The organism is Arachnia rubra (genome assembly GCF_019973735.1).
Taxonomy (GTDB): Bacteria; Actinomycetota; Actinomycetes; order Propionibacteriales; family Propionibacteriaceae; genus Arachnia; species Arachnia rubra.
In genome coordinates, this window is the sequence record NZ_AP024463.1 from 2,069,152 (window position 1) to 2,084,875 (window position 15,724).

Consider the following 15,724-nt stretch of genomic DNA (forward strand, 5'->3'; position numbering starts at 1 on the left):
TCCTCCGCCTCCGCTCGCCTTCTGCATGGATGTCGCTTTGCCTGCGTGACGTAATCTGGAGCATACAGGGCGCTTTGTAGGAGTGATGTGCTGTGACCCTTGGTGGTTTGTTGGTCATGATGATTGTTGCCGGGCTGGTTTTCCTGGCTTTGCGGGGTACACGCGCGCTCGGCGCGGGGCAACAGCCTCAACAGCTCAGCGCCGGGCCGGTTCGCTACGGCGAGACCCCGATCGGGGACGCGGCCCGCGCTTCCCTGGACAGCGACATCACACGATTCGGCGACGAGCTCCGCGAACTGGACATGGATGTGGTGGGGCTTGAGCTCAACGCGGAAGCCCAGGCCAACTACACAGAGGCCCTGGATGCCTACGAGAACGCCAAGCAGGCCATGAACCAGGCGCGCTATGAATCCGATGCCACCGCCATCGCCCACATCCTTGAGGAGGGGCGTTACGCGATAGCTTGCGTGAAGTCCCGGGCACAGGGCGAGCCACTCCCGGAGCGCCGCCCACCGTGCTTCTTCGATCCATCGCATGGCCCATCCACCCGCAACGTCACCTGGGCCCCCGCAGGTGGCACGCCCCGCGAGGTCCCGGCCTGCGCGCTGGATGCCGCACGCATCAGCTCAGGCACTACCCCACACATCCGCATGGTGCAGCAGGGCTACCAGACGATTCCCTACTGGGAGGATCAAGCACACGCTGCCTACACACGTGGCTACTACCAGCAGTACGGGTTAGATCCGGCAGTTCGCGGCCTAGCCCAGGGAGCCTTGATGCTCGGCGGCTTCTCCCTGCTGATGGGGCTCTTCGACGACTAACAGGGCAGCCCGGCACACGCCACCGGCAAAACCAGCTGCTCTCCCATCCTGGGGTACGCTTCGAACCCGTATGACTTCCTCGGCGTTCGAACATCTCTCCCCCGCCTTCCCGCAGCGCGCTGCCTGGGGTACTGCCCAGAGTCTCCGCGCCTGGCAGGTGGCGGCCCTCGAACTCTACGAGACATCCCAGCCTCGTGATTTCCTGTGTGTCGCCACCCCCGGGGCAGGCAAGACCACTTTTGCGCTGCGCGTGGCACATCAGCTACTTCACACACGCACCGTGAAACGCATCGTGGTGGTCACCCCCACGGAACATCTGAAGACGCAGTGGGCGGATGCCGCCGCCCGGGTCGGCATCCACCTCGATCCCGGCACTGGTGGGGTGAGGCGAGGACGTTCCAGGCAGTTCGACGGATCGGTGGTGACCTATGCGGGAGTCTCGATACGCGCCTACGCCTACGAGGCGCTCTGCAATCAGGTCTCCACCCTGGTGATCTTCGACGAGATCCACCATGCCGGCGATGCCCGGAGCTGGGGCGATGGCGTTCTCCAGGGCTTTTCTGAGGCGACGCGGCGCCTGGCACTGACGGGTACCCCGTTCCGCTCGGATGACAACCCGATCCCGTTCGTCGCCTATGAGGAGTCCGTATCCGGGGTGAAGACGTCGCGGGCCGACTACACCTACGGGTACCGGGAGGCCCTGGCTGACCATGTCGTCCGACCCGTGATCTTCATGAACTACGGCGGGCAGATGCGCTGGCGGATGCGTTCAGGTGAGGTCTTGGACGCGGACCTGGGAACGATGCTGACCAAGGATCTGACCGCTCACGCCTGGCGCACAGCACTGTCCCCCACCGGGGAGTGGATCCCAGCGGTGCTGCGGGCCGCCGACCAGCGGCTGACGCAGGTACGCCGCTCCATCCCCGACGCAGGCGGGCTGGTGATAGCCACCAATCAGACTGTGGCCCGGGCCTACGCGAAGATCCTCACCCAGATCACGGGGAAACGTCCCACGGTGATTCTCTCGGACGACGCCAAGGCCGGCGGGAAGATCGAGGAGTTTGCCGAGAGCGGCGACCGCTGGATGGTCGCTGTCCGTATGGTCTCGGAGGGAGTGGACGTGCCCCGGCTCGCGGTCGGGGTGTATGCCACTTCCACGTCGACGCCACTGTTCTTCGCCCAGGCGGTAGGACGTTTCGTACGCTCCAGGCGTCGCGGTGAGGTGGCGACGGTGTTCCTGCCCACCGTTCCGATACTGCTGGCCCACGCAGCTACCCTGGAACGGCAACGTGATCACGTGCTGGGACCCCCCCCGCTCCGAGGAAACCGATATCTGGGCCGAGACGGAGGCACTGATCAAGGCCGCCAATCGCAGCGAGTCCGCCTCCGATGACCTGCTGGGTGAATTCGAAGCCCTCGATTCCCAAGCCACCTTCGACCATGTGTTGTTCGAGTCCCAGGCCTTCGGTATGCATGCTGAGCCCACGTCCCAGGACGAACTCGATTACCTGGGGCTCCCCGGCCTCCTTGAGCCTGACCAGGTGAGCACGCTCCTGGCTGACCGGCAACGCCGGCAGCTCAAACGCCGGGAACGCAAGGACCCGAAGTCGAAACCAGAGGTGCCACTTCACCGGGCACTCGCGAACCAGCGCAAGGAGCTCAATTCCCTCGTCGCCCAGCTCGCCCGTCTTGAACAGCGTCCTCACAGCCACGTCCACGCCGATCTGCGCCGCGAATGTGGAGGGCCGCCACTGGCCCAGGCCACGACCGAGCAAGTGACCGAACGCATAGCCAAGGCTAGGAGCTGGCTCAGGCGCTGAAAAGGTGCCGTTCCGCTGACTCGCGATTCCACGAGCCTGGACGAAGGAGGACAGCCGCCGTTTCAAGCCGCCCGGCACTACGCTTGGGACATGAGCGATGACTCCATAAGGCTGGCGCATGAGGCCGTCGATTTTCTCTCATCCCGGTTCGGCCTGGACCGGATAGATCTGGCGCTGGTGTTGGGCTCCGGTTGGTCTGCTGGAGCCGATCAGTTGGGCGAGAGGCTCGGTGAGATCGAGCTCGGCGACGTGCCAGGCTTCAGTCCTCCCGTGGTCAGCGGCCATGGTGGCGTGCTGAGACTGATCCGCACGATGCCGGGCAAGACGGCCGCAGTCCTGACGGGGCGCACTCACTACTACGAGGGCCGAGGCGTCGCGCCGGTCGTGCATGGGGTGCGCACGGCCGCTGCCTGGGGGGCGGCGACTTTGGTGCTCACCAACGGCTGCGGCAGCCTGAACCCGGCGTGGGGGCCGGGCACCGTGGTCCTGATCCGCGACCACATCAATCTGACCGGCGCCACCCCTTTGCAGGGCGCCTCCTTCGTGGATATGACAGATGCCTACTCGCAACGGCTGCGCGACCTGGCCCACACGGTGAGACCTGAGCTACCCGAGGGTGTTTACGTGCAGTTCCGTGGTCCTCAGTACGAGACTCCCGCCGAGGTGCGGATGGCCGGCATCATCGGCGGCGATCTCGTCGGCATGTCGACGACGCTGGAGACCATCGCCGCACGCGAGGCTGGCATGGAGGTGCTGGGGCTCTCGCTGGTCACCAACGCGGCCGCAGGCCTGTCGGCCTCGGGGCTCGACCATTCCGAGGTGCTGCGGGCCGGCCGCGACGCCGGGCCACAGCTGGCCTCGCTGCTGGCCGGAATAGCGGGTGCGCTATGACCGGCATGACCAGTCATGACGCAGCCCGGGCCTGGCTGGCCACCGACCCCGACCCCATCACCCGGGCCGAACTCAAGGAACTTCTTGAGGCAGCCGATGCGGGAGATCCAGAGGCAGCAAGAACTCTCGAGGACGCCTTCTCGGGCCCATTGACCTTCGGCACAGCAGGGCTCAGGGGCAGGATGGGCGCGGGCCCCCACCGCATGAACCTCGTGGTTGTCGCACAGGCCACAGCCGGACTCGCGGACTGGCTGAGAGACAACGGCCACGCCGAGGGCCAGGTGATAGTCGGTTACGATGCCCGGCACAGGTCTGAGGAGTTCGCCCGTGAGACCGCTGCGGTACTCGCTGGCGCCGGTTTCGAGGTGCTGCTCACCGGCTCCCCCACCCCGACTCCCCTGGTGGCATTCGGCGTGCGCAAATACGGATGTATTGCCGGGGTTGTCGTGACGGCCTCCCACAATCCGGCCGCCGACAACGGCTACAAGGTGTACCTGGGTGACGGGTCACAGATAGTCCCGCCCACCGATTCCGAGATCACCGCTCGGATCGCAGCGCACCCGGCTGACTCCCTGAGTTCGCTTCCTCGCAGCGATGCATACCGGATGATGTGGGACCGGCTCAGTCACGACTACATCACTCGGGGCACCGCGCTGATCCACGCCAATGCCCCACGTGAGGTCACCTGGGTGCACACCGCGATGCATGGGGTGGGGTCCCGGACACTCCGGGAACTGACCAGGGCCGCTGGCTTCCCGCCCGCCCACGAGGTAGCGGAGCAGGCCGAGCCGGACCCGGATTTCCCGACCGTCCCCTTCCCCAACCCGGAGGAGCCCGGCGCCATCGATCGCGCACTGGCGCTGGCCGAGGAGTCCGGGGCTGACCTGGTAGTGGCCAATGACCCTGACGCAGACCGGTGCGCGGTCGCCACGCTCGTCGATGGGAAGTGGCGGATGCTGACGGGCGACGAGCTGGGGCTGCTGCTCGCCGACCACATGCTCCGCCGCGGGGCCGAGGGTGTGCTGGCCAGCTCGGTGGTGTCCTCGGGGGCGCTCGCCGCCCTGGCGGCTGCGCGGGGACGGCGCCACGTCACCACTCTCACGGGTTTCAAGTGGATCGGGCGGGTTCCGGACCTCGCCTTCGGATATGAGGAGGCCATCGGCTACTGCTGTGATCCGGCCGTGGTCCCGGACAAGGATGGCCTGACCGCAGCTCTGATGGCGCTTGAGATGACGGCCAGGCTGCGTGCGAAGGGGCTGACACTGGCCGACCGGCTGGACGAGCTGACCGCTGAGCTGGGGCTTCACGCCACAGCCCAGCTGGCTATCCGGGTGGATGACCTCTCCCTGATCACCGCCGCCATGGAAAGGCTACGCGCCAATCCCCCGGTGAGCCTGCTTTACGCCCCGGTCAGTTATCGCGACCTGGCTGAGAGCTCGGCTGGGCTTCCTCCCACCGACGCCGTGGAGCTGGCCAGCGACGAGGTGCGCGTGGTGGTGCGCCCGTCCGGGACCGAGCCGAAGCTGAAGTGCTACCTGGAGGTGGTGCTGCCTCCGGAGAAGTCCCAGTCTGGGATGGCGGCCAGGCTGGCCGCGGAGATCCGCCTGATGACTCTGCGCGGACAGGTGCAGTCCGTGCTCGGCCTCGACTGACCAACAGACACGCCCCTGGTTGCCCCCGGCAGGCTCTACCCTGAGAATCATGTGGAAGGTACTCAGGGGACTGTTCGTCATGCTCGTCGTGGTCGCTGCCGGTGCGGTGAACACCCCGCAGGCCCACGCGCAGGATTCGGCCCCAGTCAACTGGTGGAATGTTAAGGTCAACCTCAGCAGTGATGGGGTGGCTCACGTCGACGCCACTTTGGAGATGGACTTCTCCAAGGTCAAGGGTCGCGGCCCTGTGTTCGCGCTGCCGAAGCGGCAGCGAACTGGAAATGAAAACCAGTGGTATCGCTTCGAGATATCCGGCGTCCAGGTCTCTTCCCCTAGCGGCGCCCATTCCGACACACAGATCACCCAGGACAATGGAACCATGACCGTCCGGGTGGGCGAAGCGAACACCGTCTATTCGACTCCGCAGACCTATCGGATCAGCTATGACATCACCGGGCTGATCGCCACCAAGCACCCAGAGAGCGGCCTGGATGAGTTCAACTGGAATGTCATCGGAAACTGGGCATCGGAGATCAAGAACTTCCAGGTTTCCATCACCGGCCCAGCGGAGATCTCGAAGGTCAGCTGCTGGCAGACGACAAACCTGGATAAACCCTGCGAATCCAGCTCCGGCGGCACCAGCGCCTCCTATTCGGTAGACCGGATCCCAGCTGGCGATCCAGTGCAGGTTGTCGCCGGTTTTCCCGCTGGCACCTTCCCTGGGGTGACCCAGACGATAGAGACCATAGATCAGGAGCGGAGGCGCACCCCATGGCCAATCTTTTGGTCTCTTTGGTCAGAGCATTCTCCCCTGAATCCCGTCTTTGGGACTGCCACCGCCGTTCTCAGTGTGGGAGCCGTGGTGGCACTAGTCATGATACGAAACAAGAAAGCCCGTGACGAGGTGTTTCTCGGTCTCACGCCAGGCCTTGCCCCAGCCGCAGGCATGGCCGCCCGGACTGGCAAGCGTCGCGGCAAGGTCAACGTTGCGGTGGCCTTCCAGCCGCCCCGGGGAGCCCGGCCCGGTGAGATAGGCACCCTGGTGGATGCGACCGCAGACTCCGTGGACATCTCCGCAACAATCATCGACCTGGCAGTCCGCGGATATCTCGTAATCACTGCTACCGAGCACGGCGGTCACCTCTTGACCCGCACAGATAAGAACTCTGATGGCCTCATCGGCTACGAGCTGAAGCTCTTAAATAGAATCTTCCGTTCAAAATCAGGCCACACTACTCCCAAGAGGAAAACGCACCAACCCAATACCGAGAGAAAAAACCACCCAAGCGAAATACCTCAGAAAGGCAGCCAGGTCAGTCTCAAAGATCTGCGGGACGAGAAATACGGCGACATACAAAGCACGGCCCGGCAAGGCCTCTATAACCGAGTGGTAGCGCTCGGCTGGTTCCGAAGCAATCCCCAAGCAGGACGACAGTCAGCATTGAAGAAAGGAATCAGCATCGCCCTTTTCGGCACCATAGTCAGTTTCCAGCTAGGGGTAGCATTCGGCTGGGGCATCGTCGGAATCCCCATCATGCTGTTCGGCGCTGGTTTAGCGATCATGTCGCAACGCTTCGGGGCCCGTACCGCTCAGGGATCAGCGGCACTCGAACAGGCGCGGGGCTTCGAGCTATACCTGCGCACAGCAGAGAAGGAACAACTGCGCTTCGAGGAGGGCGTAGACATCTTCAGCCGCTACCTGCCCTACGCCATGATCTTCGGTGTGACCCACCGCTGGACCAAGCTATTCGCCCAACTTGGAGCCGAGGGACGCAACCTCGCCAACACATCCTGGTACCAAGGAGCGGATCTCTACCATTCGACAGGCTCCTTCTACACCAGTCTCGGCAGTTTCTCCCAAGACTTCTCCTACTCAATGGCACAAGCCGCAGCAGCCACCGCATGGTCGGCCTCAAATAGCTCTTCTGGTGGCTCAGGTTTCCCCGGTGGCAGCTTCAGCGGCGGCTCAGGTTTCTCCGGCGGCGGTGGTTCCTCTGGCGGCGGCTTCAGCGGCGGCTCGTGGTAGTCATCGCCACCAGTGCCGTGTGCGTGCACCTTCAGCGGTGGTTGGGATACGGCTCTGGCCACATACGGCTGGGAGGCACAGCGGCCAGGCCCCCGTCTGGTCTCCGCAGATCCGCGCATTCAGGACAGCCTCAAGGGTCAGGTCGTGATGGGCGCCCAGCTTGGGCCGGTCTCAGCCAGCTTCTCGTCCAGTTTTCTGAACAGTGGTGTCGGCTTGGCCAGCGGGGTACCCGCAACGATGGACCGGCGCTGCCACGACGCCTGCTGGGAGGCATAGTCACCCGTCAGGATCGGGTAGCTGACGTCGCCGTCGGTGACCTCCCGCAGCTCGGGCTGCGCCGCCCATACCCCCTCGTTGCCGAGTGCCTCGAAGATCGCTTGGGCGGAATGTGGCAGGTAGGGGGTCAGGAGGGTGTTGCAGTCGGATACCACCTGCAGCGCCACGTGCAGCACCGTGTCACGCCGGGCCGGGTCGTCCTTCAGCTTCCAGGGTTCCTGGTCGGACAGGTACTTGTTGGCCAGGGAGACGATCCGCATCGCCTCGGTGATGCCGGCCTTGAACCGGCGCGCGGCGATATGCTCCCCCACCACAGCGAACGCCGCTGCCGAGGCGTCGAGTAGCTCTCGATCGGCATCAGTCAACTCACCTGCTGCAGGAATCGCGCCGTTGTTCTTGTGGGCCATGGAGATGGAGCGATTGACGAGGTTGCCCCACTCGTTCGCCAGTTCGAAGTTGATCCGCCTGACGAACTCCTCCCAGGTGAAGTCCGTGTCCTGGTTCTCAGGGCCAGCCACGGCGATGAAATAGCGCAGCGCGTCAGGACCGAACTCGTTGAGGAAATCGCCGACGAAAATGGACGCACCCCGCGAACTCGACACCTTCGAGCCACGCATGGTCATAAACTCCGACGACACCACCTCGGTGGGCAGCTGCAGCTCACCCAAGGCGGGCTTGACCTCGCCCCCCGCGGAGCCCTGGCCGTTGACTCCCAACAGGATGCCTGGCCAGATGACGGAGTGGAAGACGATGTTGTCCTTGCCCATGAAATAGAAGCTCTGGGCGGTCTCCTCGTTCCAGAACCTGCGCCAGGCGTCTGGGTCGCCGCTGCGTCTCGCCCACTCGATGGAGGCCGAGAGATAGCCGATGACCGCATCGAACCACACGTAGATGCGCTTCATGGGGGCGTCGATCCACCCCTCGAGGGGAACGGGAACGCCCCAGTCGAGGTCGCGGGTGATGGCCCTGGGCCGGATCTTCTCCAGCAGGTTGTGACTGAACTTCAGCACGTTCGGACGCCAGTCCTCACGGGAGTCAAGCCAGGTCGTCAGCTGCTCCGCAACCTTCGGCAGGTCGAGGAAAAAATGTTCCGTCTCGATGAACTCCGGGGTCTCTCCGTTGATGCGGGAGACCGGATTGATCAGGTCCACGGGGTCAAGCTGGTTGCCGCAGTTGTCGCACTGGTCACCGCGGGCACTGTCATACCCGCAGATCGGACAGGTGCCCTCGATGAAGCGGTCGGGAAGTGTGCGTCCCGTGGACGGGGAGATCGCACCCATCTGAGTCTGCGCGACGATATAGCCGTTGTCGTAGAGAGCCGTGAACATCTCCTGCACCACCAGGTAGTGATTGGGAGTGGTGGTGCGAGTGTAGAGGTCGTAGGAGAGCCCCAGGCCCTGCAGATCGGAGGCGATCACCCGGTGGTACTTGTCCGCGCACTCGCGGGCCGTCAGACCCTCAGAGTCCGCCTTCACCTGGATCGCGGTGCCGTGTTCATCCGATCCTGAGACCATCAGCACGTTATGGCCCGCCATGCGCATGTAGCGCGCGAAAACGTCCGAGGGGACGCCGAAGCCGGAAACGTGACCAATGTGGCGGGGGCCATTGGCATAAGGCCAGGCAACCGCCGTGAGAACGTCAGAACACATGGCCTGCATCCTATCGCCACTTGGGAATTCCGCGGACAGGTGCTGATGCCAGATGGGTGAGCGCTCCTCAGGCTCGGGCGATGCGGAACCCGCCCCAGCCGCCCCAGGCAGACCCGACCAGTATCAAAATCACCCCACAGGCGCCGACGATGAAAGACACCAGGGGCAGGCCCTCGAACAAAGGCCGCACCAGCAGGTAGAACAAGGCAACCGCAGCGCCCCACGAGAAGACCGCGACCGCCACTCCCCGCCAGCCATATCCGAGCCACAGCGCACAGCCCAGCATCAGCAGGGCCACGATCGGCAGGCCGTAGAGCAGGAACAGCCCCTCGGAATGCCCTCCATCGCCTTGCCCCACGGCAAGCCTGGCGATGCTGCCGATGATCTGCCACAGCATCGGCAGCCCGACGCTCAAGGCGATGAGGATGGGAAACACGCGTCTTCGCGCATGCCCCAGGGCAACGGCGAACCGGGCCCCCCACAGCCACAGCAGGGGCACTGTCGCCAGGCAGACCAGGAAAAGCACGCCAGCAGGTTCTTGGATGTTCTCCTGCCGGAAGGTGGCAACCATGGCGACATCAGCCAGCCAGGGGATCACGGGCCACCAGTAGCGCCAGGCGAACCGGCCGCCGATGGCGGACAGCACCGCGCCAACGTCTCCCGTCATCGTCATCTCCCTCTCTCGACATCCGTCTGGGCGTCACGTCTGGGGCCGATCAGCAGATCAGCCAGTTCCCGCAGGCTGACGGGCTTGGCAGGCAGGTCACCCTCCGCGCCTCTCCTGACCACCGCGCTGGCCCATCCGCCCTCCCGGTCCAGCCGCCCGAGTCTCGGAAGCGCATCCACCTCCGCCACCGGGCCACTCACCCGGGTGAATGACGTGACCAGCCCGGTCACGGTGTTGGAGGCCGTGACCCGCCCGCCCTCCATGAGGGCGACATACTGGAACAACGGTTCAGCCTCATCCACGAGATGCGTGGAGATCAGCAGAGTCCGGGGGAACAGTTTCAGCTCCTCCACCAGGACCCGCGTGAATCGCCGCCGGGCGGGCACGTCGAGTCCGTTGTAAGGCTCGTCCAGCAGGGTAAGGGGAGCACGGGCCGCCAGCGCCAGGCTCAGGAAGGCCGCTGTACGCTGCCCCCGGCTCAGCGCCATCGGATGGCGGCTCTCCGGCACATCGAACCAGGCGAGCAGCTCGATGGCCCGCTCCATGTCGAAATTTGGATGCACCCGGGAGACGTGATAGGCCAGGTCCCTCAGCCGCTGATCTCCGCCGAAGGGCCAATGCTCTGCGGTCAGATAGACCGTCCCGGAGGCCGCTTCAGGTAACGCCCTGCCGAAGACCTGCGCCTCACCAGTATACCGGGCCTCACGTCCTGACATCAGGCGGAGCAAGGTGGACTTACCCGCCCCGTTACGTCCGATCAGGCCTGTTATCGACCCGACGGGCGCTGCCAGGTTCACCTGCTGCAACACCACGCGGGCACCCAGCCCAACCTGTACGTCCCTCAGCCTGAAGGCAGTTTCACCTGCCACGTCGTGCCTCCTTTATGCGCACCGGAAGCTGTTCAGCCCACCAGTCGAGAATCGCTTCAAATCTTTGCCGCCTGTGCCAGGGCGATCCGGACCGGGAGAGCTCATGATTTTCACCGGGAAAAACCAGCATCCTGGCAGTCACCCCACCCCTGCGCAAAGCCGCGAAATAGCGCTGCGCCTGTTCGAAGGGACACCGCAGGTCGCGCTCGGAGTGTATGACGAGGGTAGGGGTCCTGACCTGGCCGACCTTCGCCATGGGCGACTGCTGCTCCACCTGTTCCGGATCCACGCCCACATAGACGTCGGAGAAGAACCAGCCGATGTCACTCGTCCCGACGAAGGCAGCAGGATCCAGGTAGCCTCGCTCCACCACAGCGGCGGCAAATCGATGGTCGTGGGCTGTTATCCACGCGGTCAGGTAGCCGCCGTAGGAGCCTCCCATGACACCGACCCGCTCCCCATCCAGGCTCTTGAACTGCGCGCATGCACCCTCCAGGAACGCCAACACATCGGCCATGTCAACCATACCCATCCGCTCTTTGATGGCCCGCCCATGCTCCTGCCCGTAGGAGGCGGAGCCACGGGGATTGCACTGCACGACCGCGTACCCGGCGCGAACATAGACCTGTGCCTCGTCGAAGAAACTCCAGTCGAAATTCGAGAATGGCCCGCCGTGGATGTTCAACAGCACCGGGTGTGGCCCCGCTCCCTTCGGCACGAACACCCAGCCATGAACGTCGTTTCCGTTCTTGCCCTGGACAGTCAGTTCCCGCGGCTCCAAGGGAGTGGCCGCGGCCACGAGCGGCTGCGCGAAGTCAGTCAGCTGCATGAGCCGCCCGGCGTCCACCCTGGCCAGCTCCGTCGGCCGGGTCGCCTCGCTGACGACGGCGACCACCACCCCCGCCCGCTCAGCAGCCGCGGTGACCACCCGGGGTCCCCGGACCAACACCTCGGCGTGCCCCTCTGCAGAGATGGCATGCAACTCGCCACATCCTCTGACCCTGGCGGGCGCCAGCACCGAATCCTCACCATAGGGTTCAAGAAAGGTCCAGGAGGCACCGTAGTCGGTGGTCTGTGGATCGGTCAGCAGGCGGGGCTCAGCGCCCGGCTCCGCATCCGCCGTGAGGGCAGCCACGGACAGGGCATGTCCCACGATGTCCACCCCGTCGTCACCCAGCTGCTCGGTCAGCAGGAACAGCGTGGCACCATCCCGGCTGAATCGTGGCTGCGACCATGCCCTGGCGGAGCGGGCACCGCCGGCCACGAGCCTCGGCTCCCCACCCGTGATAGAGACGCTGTGGATCATCAGGCGCAGGTCGGAGTCCTCGCCGGCATGCAGGGCGGCTGTGAAATAGAGCTGCTTCCCATCGGGTGTGAACTCGGGCTGGTGGCAGTCGGACTCAACCGGTGTCAGCAGCTTCGCCAGCGGCAAGCCCCGCCGGCCACCCAGCGCCGCATCACCACGAGGCTCCTCCTCGGCGGACGTGGCTGCGCGCCCCACCGGCTCAAGCCAGGGCTCCTCGTCCAGTGAGGGAACGTCAAGGACATATATCCCCCGGGGCCGGTCCCGGGTGAAGCCGAGCCCGTTTGCCTGGTATTTATTGCCGATGACCAGCCGCGGGTCCTCGCGTTCCGCAGGGACCCCATCGAGGGTTCCATACCGTCCCGCCTCAGGAATCCGCGCGACAAAAGCCAGCCTGCGCGAGTCCCGTGACCAGATGAACTCAAGCACCCCCAGCGGAGCATCCGTGAGAATCCTCGGCTCCCCACCCTCAGCAGACACGATCGCCAGCTGCGAGCTGACGCCGACCCCGCCCCGCAGGAATGCCACAGCGCTGCCGTCAGGACTCAACTGCGGCGCCGAGTCCAAGGTGCCGCGGGTAAGTGGCCTAGGCCGGCCCCTGCCAGCTGTGGCCACGCTCCAGATCCTCCCGACGTAGTCATCGACGTCGAAGGATGGGCGACGCGCAGCAAAGACCGCCTGCTCGCCATCGGGGCTGAGACTCGGGGAAGACAAAGTGACCAACAGGTCCAGGTGGCGTGGCTTCACATCCATACCGTAAGGCTTCACCTCTTCCGGACGCCACGTGACCCCAGAGGTCTTATTGGCCAGGGCAGCTTCCGGATCGGAACCGACATGGGGCGGGCCATGGCTGCGCCAGCGGCAACGCCAGCCGCCAGGACGATGCCCACGGCCGCCGCGGTCATCAGGTCCAGCTGGCCGTCCACGAAGGAACCCTCCCCCGTGACGAGGGCCAGTTTCAACACTCCGGACCACGTCACCAGGCCAGGCAGGATCGGCACCACGGCAGAGGCCGATATGGAGTCCAGCTGTACCCGCAGCAGGCGTGCCGCCACGGCAGACGCAACCCCGATCGACAGCGCAGCCGCTCCGGTGGCGGCAACCACGGACCAGCGATGCGTCACCAGCCAGAGGAACAACAGCCAGCTGACAGCCCCGATCAACCCCGCGCTGACAGTTGCCCGCCGGGATGCCCGGGTACAGAACGCCCAGGCCGCTGCCACGATCCCCGCCCAGAACACCGAGGCCGGACCCAATAGGCCATTGAGGCTGAATCCGGCTTTGATCCAGACCGGGACGCTCAGCCAGCCGGCCCCTGCCACCACGATGCTGGCGCCGATCACCAAGCCGATCGTCACGATCAGCCCATGGATGGCGTGGGCGGTGCCCGTCACGTAGAGACCGGATATGGCGTCCTCGGAGGCACCGAGAATCGTGATGCCCGCGAGCATCGAGATGATCGCGCCGATGACGATCAGGCCTGGCTCGATCCCTGAGAGCCCGGGAACTCCCCACTCCTTGGCCAGGGCGACCATGACCGCGGTAGCGGCCGCCATCGCCCCGCCGACGCACTGCTGGAAGAACACCGAGACCCGCCGCTTGGCGAGCCACACCTGGGTGCGATGGATACACCAGGCAACGATCAGCGCGAGCAGACCGACGATCCACCGCGCCCCAAACATGAGGGCCGCTGCCCCGGAGACAATCCCGAACCCCAGCGAGACATCCAAGCCTCCCCAGCGTCCAGAGCGCCCGAGAATGGCGTCGATCCGGGAGCGGGAGTGGGAGATGCTGTTCATCCGGGCTTCGGAGGCCACCTGTTGAAGCTCCGTGATGCGGTCGAAGTCCTGATGCCCGAGAGGAACCACCCTCATGGCCGTGATGGGATCGGCGTCGGTCCGTGCCCTGACCGAGACGATGATCATGTTCCCCGTGACGTCAGTGTGGTACTCCTCCATCCCGAGGTCCCGCATCGCGTGACGGGAAGCACGGATCGCAGAGGACACGGAGGCGCCATGGGCCAGCATCCCGCAGCCAATCTCCAACCCCAGGTCCAGCACCTCCCGGGGAGCCGCACTCATGCCTGCTCACCGGGAAGGTCGAACAGCGCAGCCTGGCTGGCCGCGTCGTCACGAACCAGGCCTGACCGGCCTGGTCGCTCATCCGCTCCTGGGAACCCGGGACCCGGGTCGACTGGGGTGCCGTCACGGTACGCGGTGGCAGCCGCCCGTGCCCGCTCGTCGGCAGCCTCGTTCAAAGGATGCCCCGCATGCCCCTTGACCCATTCAAAGCGCACCCGCCGTCCCTGCAGAGCCTGATCCAGCTGCCTCATGAGATCAACGTTCAGGACCGGTTTCCCGTCACCCTTCCGCCAGCCACGGCGTTTCCACCCTGGCATCCACTTCGTCAGTGAGTTGATGACGTACTGCGAATCGCACAGGACCAGCAGTTCCTCGCGTGTCCCGGACGTGGCGTCCAGCAGGTCGAGTACCGCCATCAGCTCACCCATGTTGTTCGTGCCATGAGCCCAGCCACCGGAGGCCCAGCGGTCCTCGTCGATGTACCAGGCCCAGCCGGCGGGACCGGGATTGGCCAGGGACGACCCGTCGGCGGCGGCCGTGATCACGCCCGAACCTCGCGGCGTGCAGCCCTGAAGGCGGGACGGATCAGGCCGTCGATAAGAGCCTCGCGTTCGGGATGGCTCAAGAAGGCTGCGCGCATGGCCGCCACAGTGGCGGTCTCCACCTCGTTGAGCCCCCATCCGAAGGTCTCTGAGAGTCTCGCGAACTCCGCGGAAAGCGAGGTGTCACTCATCAGGCGGTTGTCGCAGTGAATGGTGACGTTGAATCCAAGTTCGGCGAGTCTCGCCACAGGATGCTGTCCGAGAGTCGCGGCCACCCCGGTCTGCAGGTTGGACGTCGGACACACCTCAAGCGGGATGCGCTGGTCCCGCACGAAGGCCGCGAACCGCCCGAGCCGGGGATGCTCTCCCCAGAATTCCTCGATGTCCTCGCAGATCCGCACACCATGGCCGATGCGCTGGGCCCCGCAGAGCTGGACGGCCTCCCACACGGAGTCAGGCCCGTCCGCCTCTCCCGCATGGATGGTGTAGTGCGCGTTGTTGCGGCGCAGCAGATCAAAGGATGCCTGGAACCGGGTGGGGCGGAACCCAAGCTCGGCACCCGCAATGTCATATCCGGCGACGGAGTCGTCGCGATACGCCAGAGCCAGCTCGGCGATCTCAGTGGTCGGTTCCTCGGCATGCCGCATCGCCGTGACGAGCTGGGTGGCCACGATGCCCCGCCCCTCGGACTCGGCCTGCGCCATGCCCTGTGCGAGGCCGTCCCGCACCGCCTCAACGGCAGCCTGGAGTGTGAGTCCCTGTTCCAAGTGCTGTTCGGGAGCCCACCGCGCCTCGGCGTAAATGATGCCGTCGGCAGCCTGGTCGAGCACGAACTCGCGCGCTACCCGCACCAGTTGGTCCCGGGTCTGCATGGCTGCGGTGGTGTGGGCGAAGCCCTCCAGGTAGCGCACCAGGGAACCGGAGTCGGCAGCCTCGAAAAACCACCTTCCCAGCTCCCCAGGATCTGTGGTGGGCAGCTCATGGCCGTTCTCAGCGCAGTGCTCGATAACGGTCGCGGGCCGCAGCCCGCCGTCGAGGTGATCGTGGAGAGCGACCTTCGGGAGGGCACGCAGTTCTTCCTGGCTCAGCATGGGAACATCCTAGGGTTGTGGGCGGCGGTGGTGGTG

Annotated in this window: 10 protein-coding genes and 2 pseudogenes; 5 read left to right on the plus strand and 7 right to left on the minus strand. The window is 65.2% G+C overall.

The window, feature by feature from the left end:
- The first annotated feature begins 116 nt into the window (after positions 1–116).
- From SK1NUM_RS09490 to SK1NUM_RS09510, 5 genes and pseudogenes are all read left to right on the plus strand, one after another.
- Complete coding sequence (locus SK1NUM_RS09490; RefSeq protein ID WP_212321474.1) at positions 117–821, plus strand: hypothetical protein; 705 nt, start codon at positions 117–119, stop codon at positions 819–821.
- A 70-nt stretch (positions 822–891) separates the two neighbouring features.
- Positions 892–2,641: pseudogene (locus SK1NUM_RS09495) on the plus strand (DEAD/DEAH box helicase).
- A gap of 90 nt (positions 2,642–2,731) precedes the next feature.
- On the plus strand, positions 2,732–3,532 hold the full coding sequence (locus tag SK1NUM_RS09500; RefSeq protein ID WP_212321478.1) for a purine-nucleoside phosphorylase: 801 nt from the start codon (positions 2,732–2,734) through the stop codon (positions 3,530–3,532).
- A gap of 5 nt (positions 3,533–3,537) precedes the next feature.
- Positions 3,538–5,184, plus strand: a complete 1,647-nt coding sequence (locus SK1NUM_RS09505) for a phospho-sugar mutase (RefSeq protein ID WP_212327676.1) — start codon at positions 3,538–3,540, stop codon at positions 5,182–5,184.
- A 49-nt stretch (positions 5,185–5,233) separates the two neighbouring features.
- Positions 5,234–7,210 (plus strand): DUF2207 domain-containing protein, encoded by a 1,977-nt coding sequence (locus SK1NUM_RS09510; protein WP_212321485.1) that lies wholly within the window; start codon positions 5,234–5,236, stop codon positions 7,208–7,210.
- A gap of 137 nt (positions 7,211–7,347) precedes the next feature.
- Here the strand turns inward: SK1NUM_RS09510 and metG are convergent, their stop codons facing one another.
- The 7 genes and pseudogenes from metG to SK1NUM_RS09545 all read right to left on the minus strand — a co-directional run bounded on the left by metG (position 7,348) and on the right by SK1NUM_RS09545 (position 15,688).
- Positions 7,348–9,135 (minus strand): methionine--tRNA ligase, encoded by a 1,788-nt coding sequence (gene metG / locus SK1NUM_RS09515; RefSeq protein ID WP_212321487.1) that lies wholly within the window; start codon positions 9,133–9,135, stop codon positions 7,348–7,350.
- A 67-nt stretch (positions 9,136–9,202) separates the two neighbouring features.
- Complete coding sequence (locus SK1NUM_RS09520) at positions 9,203–9,802, minus strand: hypothetical protein (RefSeq protein WP_212321489.1); 600 nt, start codon at positions 9,800–9,802, stop codon at positions 9,203–9,205.
- Between the two features lie 2 nt (positions 9,803–9,804).
- The gene (locus SK1NUM_RS09525; RefSeq protein WP_212321491.1) at positions 9,805–10,671 is read right to left on the minus strand and encodes an ATP-binding cassette domain-containing protein; all 867 of its coding nucleotides are present in this window, start codon (positions 10,669–10,671) and stop codon (positions 9,805–9,807) included.
- Entirely contained in the window at positions 10,661–12,727 is a 2,067-nt protein-coding gene (locus tag SK1NUM_RS09530) for a S9 family peptidase (protein WP_223927476.1), read from the minus strand. Before SK1NUM_RS09530 ends, SK1NUM_RS09525 begins: the two co-directional genes overlap by 11 nt.
- A gap of 11 nt (positions 12,728–12,738) precedes the next feature.
- Entirely contained in the window at positions 12,739–14,055 is a 1,317-nt protein-coding gene (locus SK1NUM_RS09535) for a threonine/serine exporter family protein (protein WP_212321493.1), read from the minus strand.
- Positions 14,055–14,600, minus strand: a pseudogene (locus tag SK1NUM_RS09540) (ribonuclease H family protein); the annotation flags it as partial. The pseudogene SK1NUM_RS09540 and the gene SK1NUM_RS09535, both read right to left, overlap by 1 nt.
- Entirely contained in the window at positions 14,597–15,688 is a 1,092-nt protein-coding gene (locus tag SK1NUM_RS09545; protein WP_212321496.1) for an adenosine deaminase, read from the minus strand. The pseudogene SK1NUM_RS09540 and the gene SK1NUM_RS09545, both read right to left, overlap by 4 nt.
- Positions 15,689–15,724 lie beyond the last annotated feature (36 nt).

Bases quoted from the DNA above. Each gene is read 5' to 3' on its own strand.
- SK1NUM_RS09490 (WP_212321474.1), top strand. From the start codon at position 117: ATGATGATTGTTGCCGGGCTGGTTTTCCTGGCTTTGCGGGGTACACGC.
- SK1NUM_RS09500 (WP_212321478.1), top strand. From the start codon at position 2,732: ATGAGCGATGACTCCATAAGGCTGGCGCATGAGGCCGTCGATTTTCTC.
- SK1NUM_RS09505 (WP_212327676.1), top strand. From the start codon at position 3,538: ATGACCAGTCATGACGCAGCCCGGGCCTGGCTGGCCACCGACCCCGAC.
- SK1NUM_RS09510 (WP_212321485.1), top strand. From the start codon at position 5,234: ATGTGGAAGGTACTCAGGGGACTGTTCGTCATGCTCGTCGTGGTCGCT.
- metG (WP_212321487.1), bottom strand. From the start codon at position 9,135: ATGTGTTCTGACGTTCTCACGGCGGTTGCCTGGCCTTATGCCAATGGC.
- SK1NUM_RS09520 (WP_212321489.1), bottom strand. From the start codon at position 9,802: ATGACGGGAGACGTTGGCGCGGTGCTGTCCGCCATCGGCGGCCGGTTC.
- SK1NUM_RS09530 (WP_223927476.1), bottom strand. From the start codon at position 12,727: ATGGATGTGAAGCCACGCCACCTGGACCTGTTGGTCACTTTGTCTTCC.
- SK1NUM_RS09535 (WP_212321493.1), bottom strand. From the start codon at position 14,055: ATGAGTGCGGCTCCCCGGGAGGTGCTGGACCTGGGGTTGGAGATTGGC.
- SK1NUM_RS09545 (WP_212321496.1), bottom strand. From the start codon at position 15,688: ATGCTGAGCCAGGAAGAACTGCGTGCCCTCCCGAAGGTCGCTCTCCAC.